Annotated in this window: 19 protein-coding genes; 8 read left to right on the top strand and 11 right to left on the bottom strand. The window is 67.9% G+C overall.

Translation table 11 applies throughout. The features are described 5' to 3' along the window. Positions 1-35 precede the first annotated feature (35 nt). Complete coding sequence (locus ABD719_RS01740; RefSeq protein WP_192125637.1) at positions 36-1,370, bottom strand: NupC/NupG family nucleoside CNT transporter; 1,335 nt, start codon at positions 1,368-1,370, stop codon at positions 36-38. Positions 1,371-1,495: 125 nt separating this feature from the next. On the opposite strand from ABD719_RS01740, the gene ABD719_RS01735 reads away from it, so the two are divergent. Further along, positions 1,496-2,170 (top strand): queuosine precursor transporter, encoded by a 675-nt coding sequence (locus ABD719_RS01735; RefSeq protein WP_344691653.1) that lies wholly within the window; start codon positions 1,496-1,498, stop codon positions 2,168-2,170. Between the two features lie 28 nt (positions 2,171-2,198). Continuing rightward, a complete protein-coding gene (locus ABD719_RS01730; RefSeq protein ID WP_344691652.1) occupies positions 2,199-2,597 on the top strand; it encodes a hypothetical protein in 399 nt (132 codons plus the stop codon). A gap of 250 nt (positions 2,598-2,847) precedes the next feature. Here the strand turns inward: ABD719_RS01730 and ABD719_RS01725 are convergent, their stop codons facing one another. Beyond that, positions 2,848-3,444, bottom strand: a complete 597-nt coding sequence (locus ABD719_RS01725; protein WP_344691651.1) for an NADPH-dependent FMN reductase — start codon at positions 3,442-3,444, stop codon at positions 2,848-2,850. Positions 3,445-3,575: 131 nt separating this feature from the next. On the opposite strand from ABD719_RS01725, the gene ABD719_RS01720 reads away from it, so the two are divergent. Further along, the gene (locus tag ABD719_RS01720) at positions 3,576-5,687 is read left to right on the top strand and encodes a transglycosylase domain-containing protein (protein ID WP_344691650.1); all 2,112 of its coding nucleotides are present in this window, start codon (positions 3,576-3,578) and stop codon (positions 5,685-5,687) included. A gap of 195 nt (positions 5,688-5,882) precedes the next feature. On the opposite strand, the gene modC is transcribed toward ABD719_RS01720, so the two are convergent. The 3 genes from modC to modA are packed head-to-tail and all read right to left on the bottom strand — an operon-like array spanning position 5,883 to position 8,124. Further along, on the bottom strand, positions 5,883-6,662 hold the full coding sequence (modC, locus tag ABD719_RS01715; protein ID WP_344691649.1) for a molybdenum ABC transporter ATP-binding protein: 780 nt from the start codon (positions 6,660-6,662) through the stop codon (positions 5,883-5,885). Beyond that, complete coding sequence (modB, locus tag ABD719_RS01710; protein WP_344691648.1) at positions 6,662-7,339, bottom strand: molybdate ABC transporter permease subunit; 678 nt, start codon at positions 7,337-7,339, stop codon at positions 6,662-6,664. The genes modC and modB overlap by 1 nt, the downstream gene beginning before the upstream one ends. A gap of 2 nt (positions 7,340-7,341) precedes the next feature. Then, positions 7,342-8,124 carry a molybdate ABC transporter substrate-binding protein gene (modA, locus tag ABD719_RS01705; protein WP_344691647.1) on the bottom strand — a complete coding sequence of 261 codons (783 nt, stop codon included), beginning with the start codon at positions 8,122-8,124 and terminating at the stop codon, positions 7,342-7,344. 101 nt (positions 8,125-8,225) lie between these two features. Here modA and ABD719_RS01700 point away from each other — a divergent pair, with 101 nt between their 5' ends. Together ABD719_RS01700 and ABD719_RS01695 are read left to right on the top strand one after the other, a co-directional pair. Beyond that, a complete protein-coding gene (locus tag ABD719_RS01700; protein ID WP_344691646.1) occupies positions 8,226-9,323 on the top strand; it encodes a beta-N-acetylglucosaminidase domain-containing protein in 1,098 nt (365 codons plus the stop codon). 192 nt (positions 9,324-9,515) lie between these two features. Beyond that, positions 9,516-10,172, top strand: a complete 657-nt coding sequence (locus tag ABD719_RS01695; protein ID WP_344691645.1) for a PEPxxWA-CTERM sorting domain-containing protein — start codon at positions 9,516-9,518, stop codon at positions 10,170-10,172. Positions 10,173-10,253: 81 nt separating this feature from the next. On the opposite strand, the gene ABD719_RS01690 is transcribed toward ABD719_RS01695, so the two are convergent. The 6 genes from ABD719_RS01690 to ABD719_RS01665 all read right to left on the bottom strand — a co-directional run bounded on the left by ABD719_RS01690 (position 10,254) and on the right by ABD719_RS01665 (position 17,748). Then, complete coding sequence (locus ABD719_RS01690) at positions 10,254-10,991, bottom strand: Crp/Fnr family transcriptional regulator (protein WP_344691644.1); 738 nt, start codon at positions 10,989-10,991, stop codon at positions 10,254-10,256. Positions 10,992-11,219: 228 nt separating this feature from the next. Beyond that, positions 11,220-11,705, bottom strand: coding sequence for a hypothetical protein (locus tag ABD719_RS01685; RefSeq protein WP_344691643.1), 486 nt, complete (start codon positions 11,703-11,705; stop codon positions 11,220-11,222). Positions 11,706-11,758: 53 nt separating this feature from the next. Then, the gene (locus ABD719_RS01680; protein ID WP_344691642.1) at positions 11,759-12,910 is read right to left on the bottom strand and encodes an acyl-CoA desaturase; all 1,152 of its coding nucleotides are present in this window, start codon (positions 12,908-12,910) and stop codon (positions 11,759-11,761) included. A gap of 50 nt (positions 12,911-12,960) precedes the next feature. Next, the gene (locus ABD719_RS01675; RefSeq protein WP_344691945.1) at positions 12,961-16,020 is read right to left on the bottom strand and encodes a PAS domain-containing protein; all 3,060 of its coding nucleotides are present in this window, start codon (positions 16,018-16,020) and stop codon (positions 12,961-12,963) included. A 174-nt stretch (positions 16,021-16,194) separates the two neighbouring features. Then, positions 16,195-16,929, bottom strand: coding sequence for a pyrimidine utilization protein D (gene rutD / locus ABD719_RS01670; protein ID WP_344691641.1), 735 nt, complete (start codon positions 16,927-16,929; stop codon positions 16,195-16,197). A 156-nt stretch (positions 16,930-17,085) separates the two neighbouring features. After that, a complete protein-coding gene (locus ABD719_RS01665; RefSeq protein ID WP_344691640.1) occupies positions 17,086-17,748 on the bottom strand; it encodes a TetR/AcrR family transcriptional regulator in 663 nt (220 codons plus the stop codon). 90 nt (positions 17,749-17,838) lie between these two features. Here ABD719_RS01665 and ABD719_RS01660 point away from each other — a divergent pair, with 90 nt between their 5' ends. From ABD719_RS01660 to ABD719_RS01650, 3 genes are read left to right on the top strand one after another with little or no spacing between them, the layout of a single operon-like run. Continuing rightward, a complete protein-coding gene (locus tag ABD719_RS01660) occupies positions 17,839-19,044 on the top strand; it encodes an efflux RND transporter periplasmic adaptor subunit (protein ID WP_425567086.1) in 1,206 nt (401 codons plus the stop codon). Between the two features lie 6 nt (positions 19,045-19,050). After that, positions 19,051-22,269, top strand: coding sequence for an efflux RND transporter permease subunit (locus tag ABD719_RS01655; RefSeq protein WP_344691639.1), 3,219 nt, complete (start codon positions 19,051-19,053; stop codon positions 22,267-22,269). Beyond that, positions 22,241-23,824: an efflux transporter outer membrane subunit gene (locus tag ABD719_RS01650; RefSeq protein ID WP_425567085.1), complete on the top strand. Its 1,584-nt coding sequence runs from the start codon at positions 22,241-22,243 to the stop codon at positions 23,822-23,824. The genes ABD719_RS01655 and ABD719_RS01650 overlap by 29 nt, the downstream gene beginning before the upstream one ends. The last annotated feature ends 11 nt before the right edge of the window (positions 23,825-23,835 follow it).

The raw sequence follows: 23,835 nt of genomic DNA, 5'->3' as shown, positions 1-23,835 counted from the left end.
TTCGGGTGGGTAGTTCGGACGGGGCGGAAAGCCGGTCAGGTCAGCAGCAGGCCCGCCAGCGCCGCCGACATCAGGTTCGCGAGACTGCCCGCCACGAGCGCGCGGATGCCGAGCCGGGCGATCACCGGGCGCTGGTTGGGCGCCAGGCTGCCGGTCACCGCCATCTGGATCGCGATCGACGAGAAATTGGCGAAGCCGCACAACGCGAACGTCACGACCGCGACGGTATGCGGCGACAGGACCGCCGCCTGCTTGCCGAGATCGATATAGGCGACGAACTCGTTCAGCACGATCTTCTGCCCGAACAGGCCGCCGGCGATCCCCGCCTCGCTCCACGGCACGTTGAGCAACACCATGACCGGCGCGAAGACATAGCCGAGCAGCCCCTGGAACGACAGGTCGGCGATCCCGAACCAGCGCCCCACCCCGCCGAGCAACCCGTTGGCGAGCGCCACGAGCGCGACGAACGCGAGCACCATCGCGCCGACCGCCACCGCCAGCCGCACGCCGGTCTGCGCACCCTGCGCGGCGGCCATGATGAGGTTGGCGGGCTTTTCCTCGTCGTGGCTCGCCTCGGGCAGGGGCTCGCCCGGGGTTCCCTCGATCGGCAGCGAGGCGGGGCCGGCGCCACTCATCCGTGTTTCGGCGAGATGGATCTGCCGGTTCTCGTCGGGCAGGTCGCCCAGTGGCAGTTCGCCCTCCGGCGGCACGGTGCGGTCGGGCATGATGATCTTGGCCATCAGGATGCCGCCCGGCGCCGCCATGAAACTGGCCGCCAACAGGAAATCGATGCGGATGCCCATCGAGGCATAGGCCGCCAGGATCGTCCCCGCCACGCCCGCCATGCCGCTGGTCATCACCGTGAAGACCTGCGGCGGCGTCAGCCCGGCCAGATAGGGGCGGATGACGAGCGGCGATTCGGACTGGCCGACGAAGATGTTCGCCGCCGCGCACAGCGATTCCACCTTGGAGGTGCCGATCACCCATTCGATGCCGCCGCCGACCCAGCGCACCACGAACTGCATCACCCCCAGATAATAGAGGATCGAGACGAGGCTGGCGAAGAAGATGATGACCGGCAGCGCCGCGATCGCGAAGCTGGTGCCGCCGATCGCGGGACTGGCGAGGTTGCCGAACAGGAATTCGGTGCCGCGCTGCGAATAGCCGAGCAGCGCCGCCACCCCTTGCGACGCGGTGGCGAGCGCCGCGCGCCCCGGCCCCCAGTACAGCACCATCACCGCGATCAGCGATTGCAGCGCGAAGGCGGCGCCGACGACGCGCAGCCGGATCGCGCGCCGATCCGTCGACAGGGCCACCGCGATGCCGAGGATGACGAGAATACCGGCGATGCCGATCAGGAAACGATTCATCAGGGTTCCGCGTAAGCCAATGTCATGTGGAACGCGGCCGCCGGCTGCGCGGTGATCCACCATACAGGCGTATAGCGACGGGGCCAGCGATTTGACGTGGCGCCGCGATGCGCTAGCAATCGCCGATGAATAGCCCCGATTCCGCCGCCGACCCGCAATCCGCGCCGACATACGTCATCACCCGGTCGCTGTTCGTGCTGGCAGTGCTGTACGGCGGCATGGTGTGCATGGCGGGCGTGCTGGGGGTGAAGCAGGTCGCGCTGGGGCCGCTGGCGGTGGAGGCGGGCATCTTCGCCTTCCTGCTGCTGGTCGCCATGTCAAGCGCGGTGGCGCAGCTGCACGGGCAGGCGACGGCGACGCGGCTGGTGCGGCTGGGGTTCATCCCGCTGCTGGTGTCGGCGGCGCTGATCCAGCTGGTGCTGGCGCTGCCGCACGATCCCGGCATGTACCCGCCCGCGATCGAGGCGTTCCCGGTCGTGGTCGGACAAAGCTCGCGGATGATGCTGGCGGGGCTGGTATCCTATGGCATCTCGCAGACGCTGAACGTCGTGATCTTCGCGCGCCTGTCGCACCGGCCGGAGGGGGGCGGGCGGCTGATCTGGCTGCGCGGCATGATCGCCAGCATCGTCAGCCAGGTGGTCGACACGCTGCTGTTCATCACCATCTCGTTCCTCGGCGAACGCCCGATCGCCGGGCTGATGGCGGGGCAGATGCTGACCAAGGTGGTGCTGTCGATCGTGCTGGTGCCGCTGCTGATCACCTTTTTCGTGAAGCTGGGGCGGTGGCTGGACCGGGCCTGACGGTCCGTTCGATCACCCCAACCTTGATATGCTCGTCGTGCATCGAAATTCTGCATCGGCTATCTGCTTGATTTTACGCCATAAAGCTAATGATGCGGAATTTGTGAGTTTTGCATCATTAATCAAAGCGGTCATTGCGATTGGCTGCTGCAAGCAGGTATGCGGAACCATGAGAAATTATCGAAAGATTCTGCGTCGGGTCGCCGAAGAAGGAATTGGCCCGCTAGCGGCGGTGCTGTTCTTAGTGGTGCCAGGAATGCCCGTGCTGATGATGGTTTTGCAAGCGGGGGGATGCTCTGGCATGCCGGCACCGTGCCAAGATGATAGTCCCGCATTGGGTATCGCCTTGGTTGTGATCGCGATCGTCTTTGCGGCGATATGGTGGCTGGTCCGAAAGTACGCTTTCTCTATTTCGCGAGCAAATTGAGAAGCGCTATAACGTTTAAAACCCGCTCATATTCCAAGACCACGATGACGGCCCTGATGCAAAACTTTTGAGTTTTGCATCACAGCGAGAGCCGGCATCGAATGGTCAATTACCGCCATCAAGGACCGTGCCGGAACGCCGTTTGGCGTGGCTTCGACCAGCGGCAAACGCCGCGCACGTCATCGACAGCGCCGTGGCGGTCAGGACCGCAACAGGGCGGTCCTTGGATGGCATCGACCGAGAATCGCCCCTAACCCGGCATCGCCGCCGCCAGTGGGGCGAAGCGGGCGACCTGTCGGCCGACCAGCCGCAACTGCTCTACCACCGCGGGGTCGCTGGCGCCGCCATCGTCGTCGAACCGGGTCACCTGCGTGTTGATCGCGGCGGCGAACGGGGTCGGCCAGCCACGCAACGCATGGACGATCGAGCGCAACGCCGCGATCGTCGATCCGGTCGCCTGCCAGCCATAGGCGGTGGCGATCAGCCCGACCGGCATGTCCGCCAGATAGGGTCGCGCGTCCTTCGCGGTTTCCTCCAGCAGGTCGAGCGCGTTCTTGACCACGCCCGAGATCGAGCCGTGATAGCCCGGACTGGCGATGATGACCGCCGAGGCGCCCCGCACCGCCTCGACGAACGCCTGTTCGTCGGGTGTCCGCGTCGTCGCGCGTGGATCGTAGAGCGGCAGCCGCGCCATGTCGGCGCCGCCGAACAGCCGGGTCGCGAACCCCTGTTGGGCGGCCGCGTCGAGCGCGATGCACAATGCCCGCTCGGTCGACGAGCGTGCCCCGATCGTGCCGCCGATGCCGACCACCAGCGGCTTGCCGCCCTCGTTCGTCTGTTCGTCCATTCAGCCTCCTTTCACGTTTCGGCGGCAAAAGAACAGGGGGCTCGCATCCATTCGTCCCGAGGGGTATGAGCCGACGATTGCATGAGGTGTTCTAGTCGGATAGAACAGCGCCCGTGTCCTGGAACCCGCCGATGCGTCCCGACCCTTTCGACCCCGATCGCCCGCGGCGCTGGACCGACGAGGATCTCGAACGCCCCCATCGCTATACCGCGCCGGAATCGTGGCGCGACCCGTTCGAACCCGCGCCGGAGCCGGAGCCGGCCCCCCGCTCCTATCGCTGGATCGGCCGCTGGCTGGTGCGCGGTTTCGCCCTGGGCATCGTGCTGCTGGTGGTCGCGATCGCGTGGCTGGCGATCACCGCGCCGCTGTCGCGCTCGCTGAAACCCCCGACACCGCCGTCGATCACGCTGACCGCGGACGACGGCACCCCGATCGCGCGGCGCGGCGCGATCATCGGGGCGCCCGTCGACGCCGCGAAGCTGCCGGCACATGTGCGCGAGGCGTTCATGGCGATCGAGGACCGGCGCTTCTATTCCCACTGGGGCATCGATCCGCGCGGCATCGCCCGCGCGGCCTGGGCGAATGTCGGCTCCGGCGGGGTACGGCAGGGTGGTAGCACGATCACGCAGCAGCTCGCCAAGAACGCCTTCCTCGATTCGGACCGGACGGCGGCGCGCAAGATCCGCGAAGTGCTGATCGCATTCTGGCTGGAGGCGTGGCTGACCAAGGACGAGATCCTGTCGCGCTACCTGTCGAACGTCTATTTTGGCGACAACACCTATGGCATCACCGCCGCGTCGAAACATTATTTCGGGCGGACGCCGCAAGCGCTGAACATCGGTCAGGCAGCGATGCTCGCGGGGCTGGTCAAGGCGCCGTCGCGCCTCGCCCCCACCGACAACCTCAAGGGCGCACGGGCGCGGCAGCGGGTGGTGGTCGGCGCGATGGAGGATGCCGGATTCCTCACCCCTGCGCAGGCGCGTGCCGTACAGCCGCAGCGCGTGCTGCCGGCAAAGGCCAGGGCGTTGCCTAGCGGCACCTATTTCGCGGACTGGGTGCTGCCGCAGGCGCGGGACCGCGCGGGCGAGGTGCAGACCGAGGCGACGGTGCGGACCACGCTCGATCCCCGGCTGCAAAAGGCGGCGGAGCGGACGATCAGGGCCGCGGGTCTGCGACAGGCACAGGCGGCGCTGGTCGCGATGCACCCGGACGGCCGGGTCGTCGCGATGGTCGGCGGGCGGGACTATGCCAAAAGCCCGTTCAACCGCGCGACCCAGGCCCGCCGCCAGCCGGGATCGACCTTCAAGCTGTTCGTCTACCTTGCCGCGCTGCGCGCCGGGATGACCCCGGATACGGTGAAGGACGATACGCCGGTCGAGATCGCCGGCTGGAAACCCCGCAACGACGACGGCCGCTATCTGGGGCCGATCACGCTGCGCCGCGCCTTCGCCCGCTCGTCCAACGTCGTCGCGGCGCGGCTGACGCAGGAAGTGGGCGTGAAGAACGTCATCAAGGCGGCACGCGACCTCGGCATCTCCACCCCCATCGCCAACGAGGCGACGATCGGGCTGGGCACTTCGGAGGTGTCGCTGCTGGAACTGACCGCCGCCTATGCCGCGATCGCCAACGGCCGCTATCCGGTCGAGCCGCGCGGTGTCGATCAGGTGGCAGGCGATCAGGGCGTGGGGGGCTGGTACGCATCGCTCGCCGGGCGGAGCCGCGCGATCGACGGGCGGGTACGCGAGGAGATGCTCCAACTGCTCGGCTCCTCGATCCGTGGCACGGGGCGCGAGGCGGTGCTGAGCATCGACGCGTGGGGCAAGACCGGCACCTCGCAGCAGAGCCGCGACGCCTGGTTCATCGGCTTCGCGGGCGACCTGATCGTCGGCGTGTGGGTGGGTAACGACGACAATTCGCCCAATCCCGGCCTGCACGGCGGTGGCATCCCTGCCCAGATGTGGCGGCAGTTCATGCAATCCGCGCTCGGCATCGCGCCGGTCGTGGTGGCGGAACCGGAACCCGTGTTCGACAGCAACGCGGTCGACGATGTCGGCAACGATCTGGGCCAGATCGGCGCGGACGCGATCGATGCCGCCGCCGACCGGCTCGGCGAACTGGGGATCGACATCCGCCAGGGCGACGACGGCTCGATCTCGGTCGGTCCGCGTCGCCGCGAACCGGACAATGGCCCGCTTCCCCGCGATGACCGCCGCGCGCCGGACGAGCCGCAGGAGGAATGGTGAGGGCCGGCAGCCCTGTCTCCCGCAAGGCGCAGGCTGCCGGGAAAGCCTGTTCCCTATCCTCCAATACCTCCCCGACGGAGGCCGGGGTCCAGTTGGGCGAAGGTCGGTAGTGACTTGCAGCGGCCTTCCCAACTGGGCCCCGGCCTCCGCCGGGGAGGCAAGCGGGATTTTATAAAAGTCCCGCAAGGATCAAGATCACCAGCCCAGCCGCACCGTCGCCCCGACCGGCGCGTCCAGCCCCGCCACCGGCATGGTCGCATCGCCGATCCGCACCACCCCCGGCGCCACTACCTCCCCGGTAATCTCGCGGACCGGCAGCATCGCGGTGACGCTGCCCTGCCCGGTCACGCGGCCCTGCTCGATCCGGACCAGATGATCGCCCAGCAGCCGCGCCTCGTCGGCGCTGTGCGTGACATAGAGCATCGGCAGCGCGAAGCGGCGTTTCAGGTCGGCGACGAAGCCCAGCACCTCCGCCCGCCGCACCGGATCGAGCGCGGAGACGGGTTCGTCGAGCAGCAGCAGGTCGGGCTGGCTCAGCATCGCGCGGCCCAGCGCCACCCGCTGCCGCTCGCCACCCGACAGATCGCGCGGCCGGCGGGCGAGCAGGTGGCGGATCGCCAGCACGTCGATCACCGCATCCGGCTCGATCCGGCGTGCCCGGTCGCGCGCGCGGACGAGGCCGTAACGCAGGTTCCGCTCGACCGACAAATGCGGGAACAGCCGCGCCTCCTGATGGACGATGCCGATCCGCCGCCGCTCGGGCGGGACGAACAGGCGCGCGGCAGTATCGGTCAGCACCCGGTCGCCGATCGCCACCACGCCGCTGTCCGGCCGCGACAGCCCGGCGACGATCGCCAGCGTCGCCGACTTGCCCGCCCCCGACGGACCGACCAGCATGGTCACGCCGTCCTCCGGCCCCTCGAACGCCACGTCGAGCATGAAATCGCCGAGCCGGTGTCGCGCCATCACCCGCATCAGCGCCGCCGCCAGCGCAGCAGCAGTTCGGACAGCAACAATCCCGCCAATGCCGCCGCGAACGAGATCGCGGACAGCCGCGCCGCGCTCGCCTCACCGCCGGGCACCTGCAACGCGGCGTAGATCGCCAGAGGCAACGTCTGCGTCTCGCCGGGGATATTGGCGGCGAAGGTGATGACCGCGCCGAATTCGCCCAGCGCCGCCGCGAACCCCACCACGGCGGCGGCGACCAGTCCCGGCAGCGCCAGTGGCAGCACGATGGTGAAGGCGCGGTCCCACGCCCCCGCGCCCAGCGAGCGCGCCGCGTCCTCCAGTGCCGGATCTACCGCCTCGATCGACAGCCGCACCGCGCGCAACATCAGCGGAAAGGCGGAAACGCCCGCCGCCAGCGCTGCCCCTCCGGCGGTGAAGGCCAGCCTGATCCCCCAGATTTGATCCAGCCAGCGTCCGATCGGTCCCTGCGTGCCGAACAGGATCAGCAACACGAACCCGATCACCACCGGCGGCAACACCAGCGGCGCATGGAGCAGTGCGTCGAGCAGCACCCGCCCCGGAAACCGCGTCCGTGCCAGCAGCCATGCGAACCCGGTCGCCGCGATCAGCCCCCCGAAGGTCGCCATTCCCGCAATCCGCAGGCTGAGGATCAGCGCCGCCCATTCCTCCGGGGTGAACGTCACCGTCAGCGTGATGTGCGGAAGCGATAGCGGCGGAAGATCGCCATCGCCTCACCGCCGCCCAGAAAACGGTAGAAGGCGACCGCCCCCGGCTTCGCGCCCTTCACCACCGCCGCCGGATAGACGATCGGCGGATGGCTGGCGGCCGGGAAGGTGCCGACGATCCGTACCGCCGGCTCGGCCGCCGCATCGGTTTCGTACACGATCCCCAGCGGCGCCTCGCCCCGCGCGACATAGGACAAAGCGGCGCGCACATCCTGCGCGGGAGCAAGGCGGGTGGTAACCCCGCCCCAAACCCCCAGCCGCGTCAGTGCCGCCTGCGCATAACGACCCGCCGGTACCGATCGCGGATCGCCGATCGCGAGCCGCCCCCGTTCGCCCAGGGCCGCGGCGAGCGCGAAGCCCGGCCGGATCGCGAGCCGTACCCGGCTGGATGCAGGCGCCACCAGCACCAGCCGGCCGCCAAGCAGATCGCGGCGCCTGCCCGGCACCAGCCGCCCGGCCGCCTGCACCTGATCCATCCAGCCCGGCTCGGCCGACACGAACAGGTCGGCCGGCGCCCCGGCGACGATCTGGCGCGCGCCGGTGCCGCTGGCCGCGAACGAGAAGCGGACCGGCTGGCCGCTGCGCTTCGTCCAGGCCCGGCCGACCTCCTGCAACGCATCGGTCAGCGAGGCGGCGGCGAACACCGTCAGCGGTACCTGCGATTGCGCCACCGCCGGTGCCGCACCGGTGATCGTCAGCCACGCCGCCGCGATCCCGCCGATCATCCCCCGTCGCGTCAGCATCCGCCGCCCTTCCTCTATTCCCGTCCGGCTATACCGCCCCCGCCCCGCCCGGCAAGCCGCGGCCGCTGGACAGCCCGCAGTCGCTGCGCGATGCCCGGCCGATGACCGCATCCCTCCCGCCACCCATGTCCGACGCCATGCCCGACCTGGGCATCATCGAGGGATTCTTCGGTCCACCCTGGTCGTGGCGGGAACGGATGGCGGTGGTCGACCGGCTCGCCCCGGCTGGGTACGGCTTTTATCATTATGCCCCCAAGGGAGACGCGCATCTGCGCCGCGCCTGGCAGCTGCCGCACCCGCCGGAGGATGCCGCCGCGATCGCGGCCTTCGCCGCGCATTGCCGCGCACGGGGCCTTCGTTTCGGCATCGGGCTGACCCCGTTCGACCTGCACCGCGACGTCGACGACGCGGGGCTCGCGCGGCTGGCGGCACGGCTGGCCGATCTCGACGCGATCGGGATCGACGATCTGGCGGTCCTGTTCGACGACATGCGGGGCGACCTGCCCGATCTGGCGGCGCGACAGGCAGCGATCGTCGATTTCTGTGCGGCGCGAACCCGTGCCACCCGCCTGTATGTCTGCCCAACCTATTACAGCGACGACCGCGTGCTGGACCGCGTGTTCGGCGAACGGCCCGTGGATTATCTGGAGACGCTGGGGCGGCTGCTCGACCCGGCCATCCGCGTCTACTGGACGGGCGAGGAAGTATGCGCGCGCGAGATCGGCCCCGGTCACCTCGCCGATGTCGGCGCACGGCTCGGCCGACCGGTGTGCCTGTGGGACAATTACCCGGTCAACGACGGTCCACGGATGAGCGGGCATTTGCATCTGCGCGGCTTCACCGGGCGCAGCGCCGCCAATGCCCCGCTGCTCAGCGGCCATGCGATCAATCCGGCGCTGCAGCCGCACCTTGGCTGCATTCCCGCGCTGACGCTGCCGATGCTGTACCGGGATGGGACAGCCTATCGTTACATGGCCGCGTTCCGCGCCGCAGCGATCGCCGTGGCGGGGCCGGTGCTGGCGACGATGCTGGAAGCCGATCTGTTAGCCATCGAAGACGGCGGTCTGGGCCGGCTGACGGCACGCCGTGCAGCAATTCGTTTACGATACGCGGCCTATGACGACGATATCGCACAGGAGGTGATTCGCTGGCTCGATGGTGGGTTCAGCGTGTCGTCAGAGGATGTCCAGACACAATAAGACGTTTTTCTTGTGCCATTATGATACGGCCACGGAACCTTTTTTTAGTAAATGCGTGCGAAATCAATGCTGCGCTGCAACCAATCCGTCAGGGCCACGTTAGGCGCTCGGATGGACGGCAAGCGACTGTGCGCTCTGGCGAGGTGCTGGATCGGCGATTGGCCTTCTTCCGCGTAAAAGGGAGTAACGATTATGAACAACAAGCTATTGCTGGCCGCCGCCACGCTCGTCGCCACCGTCGCAACGCCGGCGTCGGCCGCCCGCATCATCGGCAACACCCCCGGCAGCACTGCCGCCTATGCAGCACCCGCGGGTGACGCGATCACGTTCGACGGCACCCTGCCCTCGACCTTCAGCTACAGCTTCCTGGAAGCCGGCATCGTCACCGGTGACGCGATCGGCCGTTATGCCGCACCTGCGTTCGGCCCGGCGGGCACCGCCTATCTGACCGTCCTGAACGGCGGATCGGCATCGATGGTCACCTCGACCGCGACGGCCTATGACAGCGTCAGCTTCTTCCTGGGTTCGATCGACGCGTACAACGTCGTCGAAGTGCTGAGCGCGACCGGCAGCGTGATCTCGCGCTTCACCGGCACGGATTTCGTGGCCAATGCCAACGGCAACCAGGATCTTCCGAACACCAACCGTCGCATCACCATCGGCCGTGACGTGAATGACGTCGCGATCGGCGGCATCCGCTTCCTCAGCAACGGCAACTCGCTCGAAGTCGACAACGTCGTCTTCGCCGTGCCGGAGCCGTCGACCTGGGCGATGATGTTCCTGGGCTTCGGGATGATCGGCACCGCCGCACGGTATCGCCGTCGCAACCGGAACGTCTCCTACGCCTGATCGCTTCGACGAACGGCAATCATGGAAACGCCCGGCCGACCTTTGTCGGTCGGGCGTTTTTCGTATGGCTTCGCGGCCGGATCAGCCCAAGGCCGCCTCGGTCGGCATCGCCATGGCCGGATGTAGATAGTTGTCGTTGAAACCGGCCATCTCCTTCAACCCCGGCAGGTCGAGTATCGTCAGCCCGCCCCGCCGCGAGGTGATGAATTCGCGGCGCCGCAGTTCGTGGAGCACGCGGTTGACGTGGACCGCTGTCAGCCCCAGCGCATCGGCGATCTCTTCCTGCGTCAGGGGAAAATGCGGCGGCTGGTCCGGCGCATCGCTTACGACGGCCAACCGGGTCGACAGTTCGCAGAACAGGTGTGCCACCCGCTCCAGTGCATGACGCCGCCCCATGTTGACGATCCATGCCCGCGTCGTCGCCTGTTCGACGAGACAATACCACGACAGCGCGTGGGCGATCGACGGCCATGTCCGTTCCAGTCGGGTGATCGCATCGGGGGGAACAAAGGCGACGTGGATCGGCGTCAGCGCGACGATGCCATCGTCCATCCGTGCCAGCATCGAACACCGCAGATCGCACAGGTCGCCCGGCAGCAGCAGCGCGGTGATCTGCCGCGAGCCGTTGGGCAACAGCTTGTACCGCGCCGCCCAGCCGGACAGGATCAGGTGGATGCGCTCCACCCGCTCCCCCTCGCGCACCAGATTCACGCCGCGTGGCACGTCGCGCACGTCGGTGCAGAGATAATCGATCCGATCGACATCGGCCGCATCGAGGTGGCATTGCCGCCGAAACCTGACGATCAGGGGATTGTCCACGCCATCATCTCCCTGAACGCCCCCCTGTCGACGAGGGGTCGTTCATAATGGCCGACGGGTGCCCGATCCCGCCGGTATTTCCGACACCGTCACCATAGACGACGCCGATAATTGCGCCCGGCCTGCGAACCGGGCGACGAGTCGGACCGATGTTAGGCGATATCCACCCGAAACGCTAAATATTGCAGCGATCAAGATGATGGCGGTCCGACCCGCCCCCGCTGGCCGCTAACGGTTGTGATGCGACGGCAGCGGCGGTTCGATCAGTGCCCGCGCGGTCCGGTAACAATCGTCGATATGGCCATTGCCGATCGCCTTCATCGCGCCGAAACTGATCGTCGCGGCGACCGCCGATCCAATGAACGGCACGAACTTCGCCATCGATCCGGTCGCGATGCGAACACCCATCCGCTTCAGCAGCGCGGTCACTACCTTGCGCGTCACCATCCGCCCGATCACGTTGTTACCCAGGCTGGACGCCATCACCAGCACCTGCTGGCCCAGCCGGGGTTCGAGCTTGTTCACCTGCGCCTCGTCCAGTTGGAAACGGGTGCTGATCGCGGGCAGCAGGTTAGACAGCAGCCCGACATCGGCGACGACATCCGCGCCAGGCACCGGCACCACCGCCGCCCCCGCCGACATCAGCGACCGCTTGGTTACCATCGTACGGCATTCGTCACGGATACGATCCAGCTCGGCTATGGTCGCGATCAACGTAGTTCCCTTTCCCTGTGTCTGCGCGCCAACGCACGGGAAGGCGGATCGGCTCAGGCCGCCAATTGCCTTCCCACCGCCGTCAGCATCCGCTGATGCGCGCGATCGACGATCTCGTCGAGCCAGGGGGTGCGCGCGAACAACGTCCGCGCCTCCGCCAGCAATGCGTCGCGCCCCGGCAATTGCGGATGATACCGGTTCCACATCTGCGTCGCCGCCGTGGCCGGATCGGCCAGCATGGCGCGCAGGCCCGCCAGTTCGTGTTCGGGCCATGCCGCCCGCAGCCGCGCTGCGATCCGTTCGGCACAGAACCGGTCGGCCAATTGCTCGGCGGTGCGGGCGATCACCTTCGCGCCCAGCCGCTGCTCGCCGCGGATCACCCCCGCGGGCGGGTTCTTCAACCCGTGCACCGCCCCCGTCAGCGCCAGCAGCTTCAGGAGGTAGAAGGTCATATCGACCTCCCACCAGCGGAAACCCTGCCGCGCGCTGCTCTGGAAGGCGTGGTGGTTGTTGTGCCACCCCTCCCCCATCGTCACGATCGCGAGCAGCCAGTTGTTCCGCGAGTCGTCGCCGGTGACGTAGCGGCGAGAACCGCGGACATGCGCCAGCGAATTGATCGCGAAGGTCGCATGATAGACCAGCACCGTGCTCCACACGAACCCGACCACCAGCCCCGGCCAGCCGGCGATGGCGAGGCTGAACAGCGCCAGCCCGATCGCGGGGGTATGTTCGTGGCGGTGCAGCCAGACCAGTTCGGGCCAGCGGGTCAGGTCGGGTACCACCGACAAGTCGGCTTGATCGTGCTTGCGCGCGAAGATCCAGCCGAGATGGCTGTAGGCGAAGCCGGCGTGGCGGGGCGAGTGGACGTCCTCGGGCGTGTCGGCATGGCGGTGGTGGTGGCGATGCTTGGCCGCCCACCACAGCACGCTCTTCTGCGCGTTGCTCTGCGCCAGCACCGCCAGCACCAACTGCATCGCCCGGCCGGCGGCATAGGCACGGTGCGAGAAATAGCGATGATACCCCGCGGTCACGCCGAACATCCGCACGACGTACAACACCCCGCACAGCACCAGCGCCGAGGTGGTGATCCCGGTCAGGATCGCGGCGAAGGCGGCGAGATGGATCAGCAGGAAAGGGACGGCGGAAGGATAGACGATATCGTCGTCCGCGACGGGCGTGGCGGAATCGCCGGGCAACTGGGTCATCGCCTGCGCCGGTACAGCCGGATGCGGGACAACGGAAGATGCCGCCGCGCTTAATCGAGCATTTCGCGTATCTTCGCGGTGAGGCTGGCGACCGGGAACGGCTTGGTCAGCACGCCCATGCCGGGTTCCAGCCCGCCCCATGATCCGGCCTGGCCGACCGCGGCGATATCCGCGAAGCCGGTGATGAACAGCACCCGCAGGGCGGGGCGGGACAGGCGGGCGGCATCCGCGACCTGCCGGCCGTTCATGCCGCCGGGCAGGCCGACATCGGTGACCAGCAGATCGATCCGCGCCCCGCTTTCCAGCAGCCGCAGCCCCTCGGCACCGTCGCCCGCCTCCAGCACCCGGTATCCCGCCTCCACCAGCACCTCGACGATCAGGGCGCGCAGCACCGGTTCGTCGTCGATCACCAGCACCGTCTCGCCGGCGCCCTGCTCGTCGGTCACGACCGGGCCGGCGGCATCGACCGCGGGATCGATGGTGCCGTGGAAACGCGGCAGGCACAGGCAGATCGTGGTGCCCTGCCCTTCGGCCGATTCGATCCGCACCTGCCCGCCCGATTGCCGCGCGAAGCCATAGACCATCGACAGGCCCAGCCCGGTGCCATGACCGATCGGCTTGGTGGTGAAGAACGGGTCGAACGCGCGCTGCATCACCTCCGGCGGCATTCCCGCGCCGCCGTCGATCACCGAGATGCGGACATATTCTCCGGCCGCCACGTCACGGCGCAGCACGTCGCCCTCGCCCAGCATGACATTGTCGGTCCGGATCCGCAGGCATCCACCATCGGGCGCCATGGCATCGCGCGCGTTGACGCACAGGTTGAGCAGCGCGTTCTCCAGTTGCGAGGCATCGACGTTGATCGGCCACAGTTTCTCGGTCGTGGCGATTTCGAGCGCGACGGTCGGGCCGACGCTCTGCCGGATCAGGTCGGTCATGTCGGCGATCAGCCGGTCCGCGTCGGTCGGACGCGGGTCGAGCGTCTGCCGCCGGGAAAAGGCGAGCAACCGCTGGGTCAGCGCCGCCGCGCGCCGCGCGCCCTGCGTCGCGCCGTCGATATAGCGGGCCAGCCCGTCGATCCGCCCCTGTGCGATACGCCGTTCCAGCAATTCGAGATTGCCGCTGATCGCCGCCAGCAGATTGTTGAAATCATGCGCCAGCCCGCCGGTCAGCTGTCCGACCGCCTCCATCTTCTGCGCCTGGCGCAACGCATCCTCGGCGCGGACACGCGCGGTGATCTCGATCGCCTCGGACACGATCGCCACCACATTGCCCGCCCCGTCGAACGCGGGGCGCAGGGAATAATCATAGACCCGTGCCCCGGTCGGCAGGTCGAGCGCCAGATGCAGGCGGACGCTGTCCCCCGCCGCCGCCCGCGCGATGCCGGCGCGGACCTGATCGGGTGCGCCGGGGGTGGCGGCGAACCAGGGTGTCGTCGCGAATGGCCGGCCGATCACATCGGCCGACACCGCCTCGATCCCGGCGAGCGCGGTCGCGTTGACATAGACCACCTCGCCCGTCGTCGAGAGCAGGGTCTGGTCCATGAACGAATTCTCGAACACGGTGCGGATGGTCTGTTCGCCCTGCTGCACCGCCGCCGCGCGTTCCGCGACCCGCGCCTCCAGCGTCGCGTTCAGGTCGCGCAGCGCCGCCTCGGCGCGTACCCGCTCGACCAGGGCCCAGGATCGCATCGCCGCCTGCCGTATCACCAGCACCTCGGCGGTGGACCAGCGGCGCGGCTTCGCGTCATGCAGCGCGAGCAGTGCATGGAGGCGGCCGTTGCGGATCAACGGAATACAGACCGACGCCCGCACGCCCAGCGCTTCGAACGGCGCCGTTCCGGGCATCTCCACCGTTGCGTCGCCCACGATCAACGGCTCTCCGGCGCGCAGCAGCGCGACCGCCGCCGCCCCCAGATCGATCAGGTGGTGCCGTCCGTCAAGCGGGACGCCACCCGGCAACACCCAGCCACCACCGACCTTGCAGCCCTCGCCATCGGCATCGATATCCGCATAGACGCACCGCGACGCCCCGAGGTGCATGGCGATCAGTTCGGTGGTGACCGCCATGATCGCATCGGCATCACCCAGCGGCACCGTTCGCTCGCCCAGCTGGTCGAGGAAACGCAACCGCGCCTCGCTGTCGCGCAGGTCGCGTTCGGCCACCGCACGATCGGTGACGTCGGCCCCCTCCACGAAGATACCGGTCACCATTCCCGCCGCATCCCGGATCGGCTGGAACACGAAATCGATCACCCGTTCGTCGACATGCCCGTCCGGGTTCGGCTCGACCATATAGGTCGCGCCTTTTGCGCTATAGGGTTCGCCACTGCGATACACCTCGTCCAGCAGCGCGAGATATCCTTGCGTGACCGCATCGGGCAGCGCCTCCACCATCGTCAGCCCGATGACTTCGCGATGCCCGATCAACTGGCGATAGCCGGGATTGACCAGTTCGAAACGGTGCTCCGGTCCGCTCAACAGCGCCATGAAGGTCGGCGACTGTTCGAACAGCTGCTCCAGCCGGCCATGTTCCGCCGCGATGCGGCGCCGGGCAAGTACGGTAGCCGTCGTATCGACGATCATCGCCAGCACGCCCGCCGGGCGTCCCGCCTCGTCGAACGTCGGCGAATAGGACAGGTCCATCCACACGTCCTCCAAGGTGCCGGTGCGGTTGAGCCGCATCAGGTGATCGCGGTATTGCAGCGACCCGCCGGCCAGACCGGTCCGCAGGACATGGGTGTTGAACTCGACCACCTCGGGCCAGCCGGTATGGACGCCCACCCCCAGCTGATCCAGATGCCGCTCGCCCGCGAACATGGCATAGGCATCATTGTGGATCATCGTGCCCTCCGCCCCCCAGAGCAGCACCATCGCAGTCGGCGAATGGAGGAGCAGCGCGGTGGCGGCGACCAGTCCGGGCGACCAGCCGGCGATCGGGCCAAGCGGTGTCGACGACCAGTCGAAGGCACGGATGCGATCGCCCATCACGCCACCGCCGCACCGCAGCGCCGGTGGCAGGCCGTGATCGGGTACAGAGGGGTCCGTCGTCGCGGATTGGGGCACGCATCCGCCGCCATCGCTGGACGACAGGCTGGCGTGATCCTTCACATGAGCCAATATCGTCCGCCCCTTTGCCGCCCCCACGGCGTTTGTGGTTAGGATTTACTCCCATCGCGGGCCTTTGCCAATCGCGGATCACGCTGTCGCGGCGCCTACCCCAGCAAATTCAGTCCGTTGCAGCGGGAAGCGGGGCCGTATCGGACGGCGAGACGATAGCTGCCGCTATTCGCTGTCCAGCCAGTCGAGCAGCCAGCGGTTGAAATGCTCCGCACGGGTGACGGTACAGGCGTGGCCGCCCTCCGCGAGCCGTGCCAGTTCCGATCCCGGCAACCGCGCCTGCATTCGCGCCGAACAGGCCGGGGGCACCAGCATGTCGTCGTCGCTGGACACGAACAGCGTCGGCGCGGCGATCTGCGCCAGTCGTTCGACCACGTCGAATCGACGCGCCGCGGCGACGCGGCGCTCGATCATCGTGGCGCCGGGGAATCGCGCCAGCCCCTCCTCCTCGTCCGCCAGCAACCGGTCGTGATGGTCGCTGATCCATTGCGGCGGATACAGGAACAGCGGCTGTGCGTGGAGATAGGCACGCGGCCCGCTGGCGCGCAGCAGCGCCAACTGGGTATCGAGACAGCGCGCGGTGTGCCGGTCCAGCCGTGCCCAGCCGTTGATGACCACCAGCCGCTCGACCCGGGCAGGCGCGGTCAGTGCCAGGATCATCCCCGCCATGCCGCCGGTCGCGTGCCCGATCACCGTCGCGGTCGTCGTGCCGGTGGCATCCAGCAGCATCGCCATGTCCGCCGCCAGACTGTCGATCGTGAGGATGCCGTCCACCGTTGGTTCGGAACGGCCGGTGCCGCGTTGGTCGTACACGATCACCCGGTGGCGGGCAGCCAGTGCGGCAAGATTGGGTGCCCAATACCCCGCCTCGCCGCCCATTCCCGATGCGAGCAGCAGCACGGGCGCCCCATCCGGCCCATGGATTTCGTGATGAAGCCCGCCGAGGACGGGCATCAGGCCGGACGGATCGGCAGCCGCCACCGGCCAGTGGGGCAGATATCGGGGACGGGTGGCGGATGGTTCATCGCGCCATGATTGTGCAACTGCGAGATTTGTTCAAGCATCCGCATGGTCAGCGGCGGCGGCGCCATCATCATGGTCGGCCAGCCAGGCGATCTGCTGGTCCAGGAACCGCGCCATGCACCCTTCCAGGAATTGCCAGTCCCCCTCGACCAGCGCCATCCGCCGACTGCATCCGCCCATCATCAGCGTCATCATCAATTCCTCGACACAGCGGGCGCACGCCGACTCGGCGTGTGGCGCCAGCATCGCCAGGGCGGCGGCGACATGGCGGCGGATACGCTGATCCCCCTCGCGCATGATCGCTGCCACGCGGGGATTGCGCGATGCCTCCGCCAGTATCTCGGGCAACAGCGTCGAGTCGTTGGGCTGCTGCTTGCGGATCATCAGGTCCAGCACCCAGCGGCGGACCCGCTGCCGGTCGCCCATCGCGATCGCCTGGGCCAGCACCGCCTCGTCAAGAAAATCGGACAGGTCGGCCGCCACCATCGCGGCGATGATGTCTTCCTTCGATTCGAAATCGCGATAAATCTGCCCGACGCGGATGCCCGATGCATCGGCGATCTGTGCCATGCCGGTGCCATGGAAGCCGTGTTCACCGAACAGAATACGGGCGGCCTCGACCAATTTATTTCGCCGAAGCGTCGCTTTTTCGCCACGGGATGCAGGTAGTTCCGAATCTCGCTTCTTGTTGTGCACCGCACCATCCTTCTTGACGAACGCTATGCCCAGGCTTAGCTGCGGGCCGATGTGAGTGAACGTTCGCTCTCTTTGTCGCCGAGGACCCCGATGGTCAAGTATGCCGCCCCCACGATGATGTCCGCCCCTGGCCTGTTGCTGGCGTCCCTGCTGCTGGCAAGCTGCGGCGGTGGCGGCGATCAGCAGGCGGGGCCTCCGCCCGGCCCGCCGCAGGTCAGCGTGATCGAGGTCCGTCAGCAATCGGTGACGCTCAGCACCGAACTACCCGGTCGCACCAGCGCCTATGAGACGTCGGAGGTCCGGCCGCAGGTCAACGGCCTCGTCCTCGCCCGGCTGTTCCAGGAAGGCGACTTCGTCCGGGCGGGCCAGCCACTCTACCGGATCGATCCGTCGCCCTATCAGGCGCAGGTCGCCAGCGCGCGTGCCGCGGTCGCCCGCGCCCGCGCCGCGATCGCCTCCAGCCAGGCTTTGGCGCGCCGTTACGGCGAACTGGTGAAGATCAACGCGATCTCGCGGCAGGATTTCGAGAATGCGACGACGAGCGCGCAGCAGGCGCAGGCGGATGTCGCCGCGCAGGCCGCAGCACTACGCACCGCGCAGATCGATCTCGGCCGCACCACCGTGCGCGCCGCGATCTCCGGTCGGATCGGTCGTTCCACCTTTACCACCGGTGCGCTCGTCACCGCGTCGCAGACCGAGCCGCTGACCACGATCCAGCGGCTCGACCCGATCTATGTCGACATCCAGCAGTCGAGCGCCGACCTGCTTCGCCTGCGCCAGCAGATCCTGTCGGGTGCGCTGTCGCGCGGCGGTGGTGCCGCCCGCGTCAAGCTGAAGCTGGAGGACGGGTCGGACTACGGCCCCGAAGGCACGATGAAATTCGCCGATGTGACGGTCGATCCGACCACCGGCAGCCAGGTGATCCGGGCCCAGTTCGCCAATCCGCGCGGTCTGCTGCTGCCGGGCATGTTCGTCCGCGCCGTGCTGGTCGAGGGGACGCAGGCCAACGCCATCCTCGTCCCCCAGCGCGCGGTGTCGCGCAACGAGAAGGGCGAGGCGACCGTGCTGGTGGTCGGCCAGGACGGCAAGATCGCGCCCCGCCCGCTCGTCACCAGCCGCACGGTCGGCGCCGACTGGCTCGTCACCGGCGGGCTGAAGCCCGGCGACAAGGTGGTGATGGAGGGCGCGCAGAACCTGCAGCCCGGCACCGCCGTGAAGACGGCTCCCTATAGCGACAAGGCGCCTGCCCAGGCGCCCGTCCAGGGGGCAGCCGCCCCCGCGGCACAGGCTAAGTAACCCGAAATGGCCCGTTATTTCATCGATCGCCCCATCTTCGCATGGGTCATCGCGATCATCCTGATGCTCGCCGGCGTGCTGGCGATCCGCAGCCTGCCGATCGCGCAGTTCCCGACGATCGCCCCGCCCGCGGTCTCGATCACCGCCACCTATCCGGGTGCGGACGCGACGACGCTGGAAAACACGACGACGCAGATCATCGAGCAGCAGCTAAAGGGGATCGACAATCTCCGCTACTTCTCGGCCTCGTCCTCGTCGGCCGGCACCGTCACGATCACGCTGACGTTCGAACAGGGGACCGATCCCGACATCGCGCAGGTGCAGGTCCAGAACAAGCTGCAGGCGGCTACCCCGCTGCTGCCGCAGGAGGTTCAGCAACAGGGCATCCGCGTCGCCAAGGCGACCAATAACTTCCTGCTCGTGATGGCACTCTATTCGGACGACGCCTCGCACAGCGCGGTCGATCTTTCCGACATGGTCGCCGCGCAGTTGCAGGACCCGATCAGCCGCGTCTCCGGCGTCGGCGACACGCAGCTGTTCGGTTCGCAATATGCGATGCGCGTCTGGGTCGATCCGACCAAGCTCAACAGCTATCAGCTGACGATCGCCGACGTCACCGCCGCGCTCCAGTCGCAGAACGCGCAGGTTTCCGCAGGGCAGATCGGCGCGCAGCCGGCCCCCAAGGAGCAGATGCTCAACGCGACCGTCTCGGTCCAGTCGCGGCTCCAGACCCCCGCACAGTTCGGTGAGATCCGGCTGAAGTCGGATGCCGGCGGCGCGGTCGTGCGCCTGCGCGACGTGGCACGCGTGGAACTGGGCGCCGAAAGCTACGGCTTCGACACCAAGTATAACGGCAAACCCGCCTCCGGCTTCGGCATCAAGCTGGCGCCGGGTGCCAATGCACTGGCGACCGCGGATGCGGTGAAGGCGCGCGTCGGCGAGATCGCCAAGGGCTTCCCGTCGGACGTCCATGCCGAATTCCCGTACGATACGACGCCGTTCGTTCGCCTGTCGGTGGAACAGGTGATCCACACGCTGGTCGAGGCGGTGATCCTCGTCTTCCTCGTGATGTTCCTGTTCCTGCAGAACTGGCGCGCCACGATCATCCCGACGATCGCAGTGCCGGTCGTGCTGCTCGGCACCTTCGCGGTGATGGCGATCGCGGGCTATTCGATCAATACGCTGACGCTGTTCGGCATGGTGCTGGCGATCGGCCTGCTGGTCGATGACGCCATCGTCGTGGTCGAGAACGTCGAACGCCTGATCCAGACCGAGGGGCTGTCCCCGAAGGAGGCCGCCCGCAAATCGATGGACGAGATCACCGGCGCCCTGATCGGCATCGCGCTCGTCCTGTCGGCGGTGTTCCTGCCGATGGCGTTTTTCGGCGGATCGACCGGCGTGATCTATCGCCAGTTCTCGATCACGATCGTGTCGGCGATGGTATTGTCGGTGCTGGTCGCGCTGATCCTGACGCCGGCCTTGTGCGCCACCATCCTGAAGCCGCACGACCCCAAGAAGCATGAGGGCAAGGGGCCGCTGGCGCGCTTCTTCCGCTGGTTCAACGAGCGGTTCGATCACGCCACCACCGCCTATGAGGGCACCGTCAAGAAGACCGCGACGGGGTGGAAGCGGTCGATGCTCGTCTATCTGCTGATCGCGGGCATCATGGGCTTCATGTTCTGGCGCCTGCCGACGGGCTTCCTGCCCGACGAGGATCAGGGCACCGTCATCGCGCTGGTGCAGGGGCCGGCCGGCGCCTCCACCGCGCGGACCGACAAGGGCCTCGACCTGGTTCGCGACCATTTCCTGAAGAACGAGAAGGCCGTGCAGATGGTCTTCACCATCAACGGGTTCAGCTTCGCGGGACAGGGGCAGAATGCGGGCCTCGCCTTCGTTCGTCTGAAGCCGTGGGAGGAGCGTCCGGGCGCCGAGAACAAGGCGCAGGCGATCGCGGGGCGCGCGATGGGTGCGTTCTCGCAATATAAGGACGGCATGATCTTCGCGCTGGTGCCGCCGGCCGTGCAGGAGCTGGGCAACGCCACCGGCTTCGACGTCCAGCTGGTCGACCAGACCGGTCAGGGCCACGACAAGCTGCTTCAGGCGCGTAACATGATGCTGGGCATGGCGATGGGCGACAAGAGCCTGGCGCAGGTCCGCCCGCTCAGCCTGGACGATGCACCGCAGTTGAAGGTGGACGTGGATCAGGACAAGGCGCGCGCACTCGGCCTCGACCTCGGCGTCGTCAACTCGACCATCGCCACTGCCTGGGGCGGCGCATACGTCAACGACTTCATCGACCGTGGCCGCGTGAAGCGCGTCTACGTGCAGGCGGACGCTCCCTTCCGCCTCGCGCCCGAGGATATCGGCGACTATTACGTCCGCGGCGCGACCGGCGCGATGGCGCCTTATACCGCCTTCTCGACGCTCAACTGGGCGCAGGCACCGGTGCAGCTGACCCGGTACAATGGTCAGCCGGCGATGCAGATCCAGGGCTCTCCCGCCCCGGGCCTGAGCACCGGCGCGGCGATGGCGGCGATGGAGGCGATCCACGACAAACTGCCACCCGGCACCGCGCTGGAATGGACCGGCCTGTCGTTCGAGGAAAAGCTGTCCGGCGGGCAGGCCCCGGCCCTCTACGGTCTGTCACTGCTGCTCGTGTTCCTGTGCCTTGCCGCGCTGTACGAAAGCTGGTCGGTGCCGATCGCGGTGCTGCTGGTGGTGCCGCTGGGCGTGATCGGCGCGCTGCTGGCGGCGACGCTGACGGGTCTCAACAACGACATCTACCTGCAGGTCGGCCTCATCACCACGATCGGTGTGTCGGCGAAGAACGCGATCCTGATCGTGGAATTTGCCGAGGAACGCATCCAGTCGGGCATGAATGCCTTCGATGCGGCGGTGGAGGCGGCGCGGCTGCGGCTTCGCCCGATCCTGATGACGTCGCTCGCCTTCGTCTTCGGCGTGCTGCCGCTGGCGGTGTCGACCGGCGCGGGCGCGGGCGGGCAGAACGCGATCGGCCGGGCGGTGGTGGGCGGCATGTTGTCGGCCACGGTCCTCGCGATCTTCTTCGTGCCGATGTTCTTCGTCGTCGTCAGCCGCCTGTTCGGACATGGCAAGGGCGACGGGGGCAAGCACGACGGGGAACACAAGCCGCGTGCCAACGCCGACATCGCACCCGATGCCGGCAACCGATCCTCCGATGGCGGCACCGCGCCGCAGGGAGCGTGATTTCGTGAACAGGTCTATCCTTACTGTGGCGCTGGCCGCCACGACGATGCTGGCCGGCTGCAACCTCGCGCCGACCTATGTCCGGCCCGCCGGCGCGATCCCGGCGACGCTGCCGCAGGGCGGCGCCTATCCGGCCGCGTCGACCGATGCACGCGACGTGACCGCGATCGGCTGGCGCGACTTCTTCACCGATCCGCGCCTGCGGCAGGTGATCGAGACAGGCATCGCCAACAACCGCAACCTGCGGATCGCGGCAGGCAACGTGTTGCAGGCACGCGCGCAATACCGCGTCCAGCGCGCCGATCGCGTCCCCTCCACCACCGTGTCGGGGCAGGGCATCTATACCAACAACATCTTCGGCGCGGCGGGTGCGGCGAGCGGCGGGACCGCCGGCGGCGGCACGGGCACGGGCGGCACCGGCGGCACAGGTACGGGTGGCACCGGCGGCGGCGGCACCGGAGCGACCGGTGGTGCGGGTACCGGGGCCACCTCGTCCAACATCGAGGCCTATACGGTCACCGCCGGTTTCTCGCAGTTCGAACTCGATCTGTTCGGCCGGGTCCGCAATCTGACCCAGGCCGCGCAGGAACAGTATTTCGCGACCGAGGAAGCGCAGCGGTCGACCCGCATCAGCCTGATCGCCGAGATCGCGACCGCGTGGCTGACGATGGCGTCGGATCAGGAACAGCTGCGGCTGTCGCAGGAGACGCTGAAGACCTTCCAGCAGACACTGGACCTGACCCGCGCGCAGTTCCGCGTCGGCGTGGGATCGGAACTGGAGGTGCGGCAGGCGGAAACCAATTATCAGGCCGCGCGCAACGACATCGCGACGCTGCGCACCACCATCACCCGCGACCAGAACGCGCTCAATCTGCTCGTCGGCACCACCGTGCCGCTGGAACAGTTGCCGACCGATCTGGGCACGAACAGCTACACGCTCGATTCGCTGCCCAGCGATCTGTCGTCGCAGGCACTGCTGCGCCGGCCCGACGTGTTGCAGGCCGAGCACCAACTGATCGCGCAGAACGCCAATATCGGTGCGGCGCGCGCCGCCTTCTTCCCGACCATCTCGCTGACCGCGACGCTGGGGACGATCAGCACCGCGCTGTCCGGCCTGTTCGGGGGCGGCACCTTCACCTACAACGCCACGCCCGGCGTGGCCTTGCCGCTGTTCGACGGCGGCCGGCTGAAGGGCAATCTCGATTATGCGCGCGCGTCGCAGCAGGTGGCGGTCGCCACCTACGAACAGGCGATCCAGACCGCGTTCCGCGAGGTCGCCGATGCGCTGGCGCAGCGCGGCACGATCGGCGAGCAGCTGTCGGCGCAAACTGCGCGCGCTGATGCCGCGACGGGCGCCGCCCGCCTGTCAGACGCGCGATTCCGCGCCGGCGTGGATTCGTTCCTGACCACGCTGGATGCGCAGCGTACCGCCTATGCCGCGCGGCAGAACCTCGTCACCACCCGCCTGACGCGGGAGAACAACCTGATCGAACTGTACCGCTCGCTGGGCGGTGGCCTGAACGACCGGGCGCCCGTCCCCCCGCCTGCGGGGTGACGGGCGGGCCG

Origin of the sequence: Sphingomonas cynarae (genome assembly GCF_039537815.1) — a bacterium.
Taxonomy (GTDB): Bacteria; Pseudomonadota; Alphaproteobacteria; order Sphingomonadales; family Sphingomonadaceae; genus Sphingomonas; species Sphingomonas cynarae.
The sequence above is the reverse complement of the archived record's forward strand: the minus strand, read 5'-3'. Positions and strand labels throughout refer to the sequence as shown.

Excerpts from the sequence above, each read along its gene's own strand:
- ABD719_RS01680 (WP_344691642.1), bottom strand. The coding sequence starts at position 12,910 with ATGACCCAGTTGCCCGGCGATTCCGCCACGCCCGTCGCGGACGACGAT.
- ABD719_RS01695 (WP_344691645.1), top strand. The coding sequence starts at position 9,516 with ATGAACAACAAGCTATTGCTGGCCGCCGCCACGCTCGTCGCCACCGTC.
- ABD719_RS01655 (WP_344691639.1), top strand. The coding sequence starts at position 19,051 with ATGGCCCGTTATTTCATCGATCGCCCCATCTTCGCATGGGTCATCGCG.
- ABD719_RS01730 (WP_344691652.1), top strand. The coding sequence starts at position 2,199 with ATGCTCGTCGTGCATCGAAATTCTGCATCGGCTATCTGCTTGATTTTA.
- ABD719_RS01725 (WP_344691651.1), bottom strand. The coding sequence starts at position 3,444 with ATGGACGAACAGACGAACGAGGGCGGCAAGCCGCTGGTGGTCGGCATC.
- modC (WP_344691649.1), bottom strand. The coding sequence starts at position 6,662 with ATGCGGGTGATGGCGCGACACCGGCTCGGCGATTTCATGCTCGACGTG.
- ABD719_RS01660 (WP_425567086.1), top strand. The coding sequence starts at position 17,839 with ATGGTCAAGTATGCCGCCCCCACGATGATGTCCGCCCCTGGCCTGTTG.
- ABD719_RS01720 (WP_344691650.1), top strand. The coding sequence starts at position 3,576 with ATGCGTCCCGACCCTTTCGACCCCGATCGCCCGCGGCGCTGGACCGAC.
- ABD719_RS01700 (WP_344691646.1), top strand. The coding sequence starts at position 8,226 with ATGACCGCATCCCTCCCGCCACCCATGTCCGACGCCATGCCCGACCTG.
- ABD719_RS01650 (WP_425567085.1), top strand. The coding sequence starts at position 22,241 with ATGGCGGCACCGCGCCGCAGGGAGCGTGATTTCGTGAACAGGTCTATC.
- ABD719_RS01740 (WP_192125637.1), bottom strand. The coding sequence starts at position 1,370 with ATGAATCGTTTCCTGATCGGCATCGCCGGTATTCTCGTCATCCTCGGC.
- ABD719_RS01735 (WP_344691653.1), top strand. The coding sequence starts at position 1,496 with ATGAATAGCCCCGATTCCGCCGCCGACCCGCAATCCGCGCCGACATAC.
- modA (WP_344691647.1), bottom strand. The coding sequence starts at position 8,124 with ATGCTGACGCGACGGGGGATGATCGGCGGGATCGCGGCGGCGTGGCTG.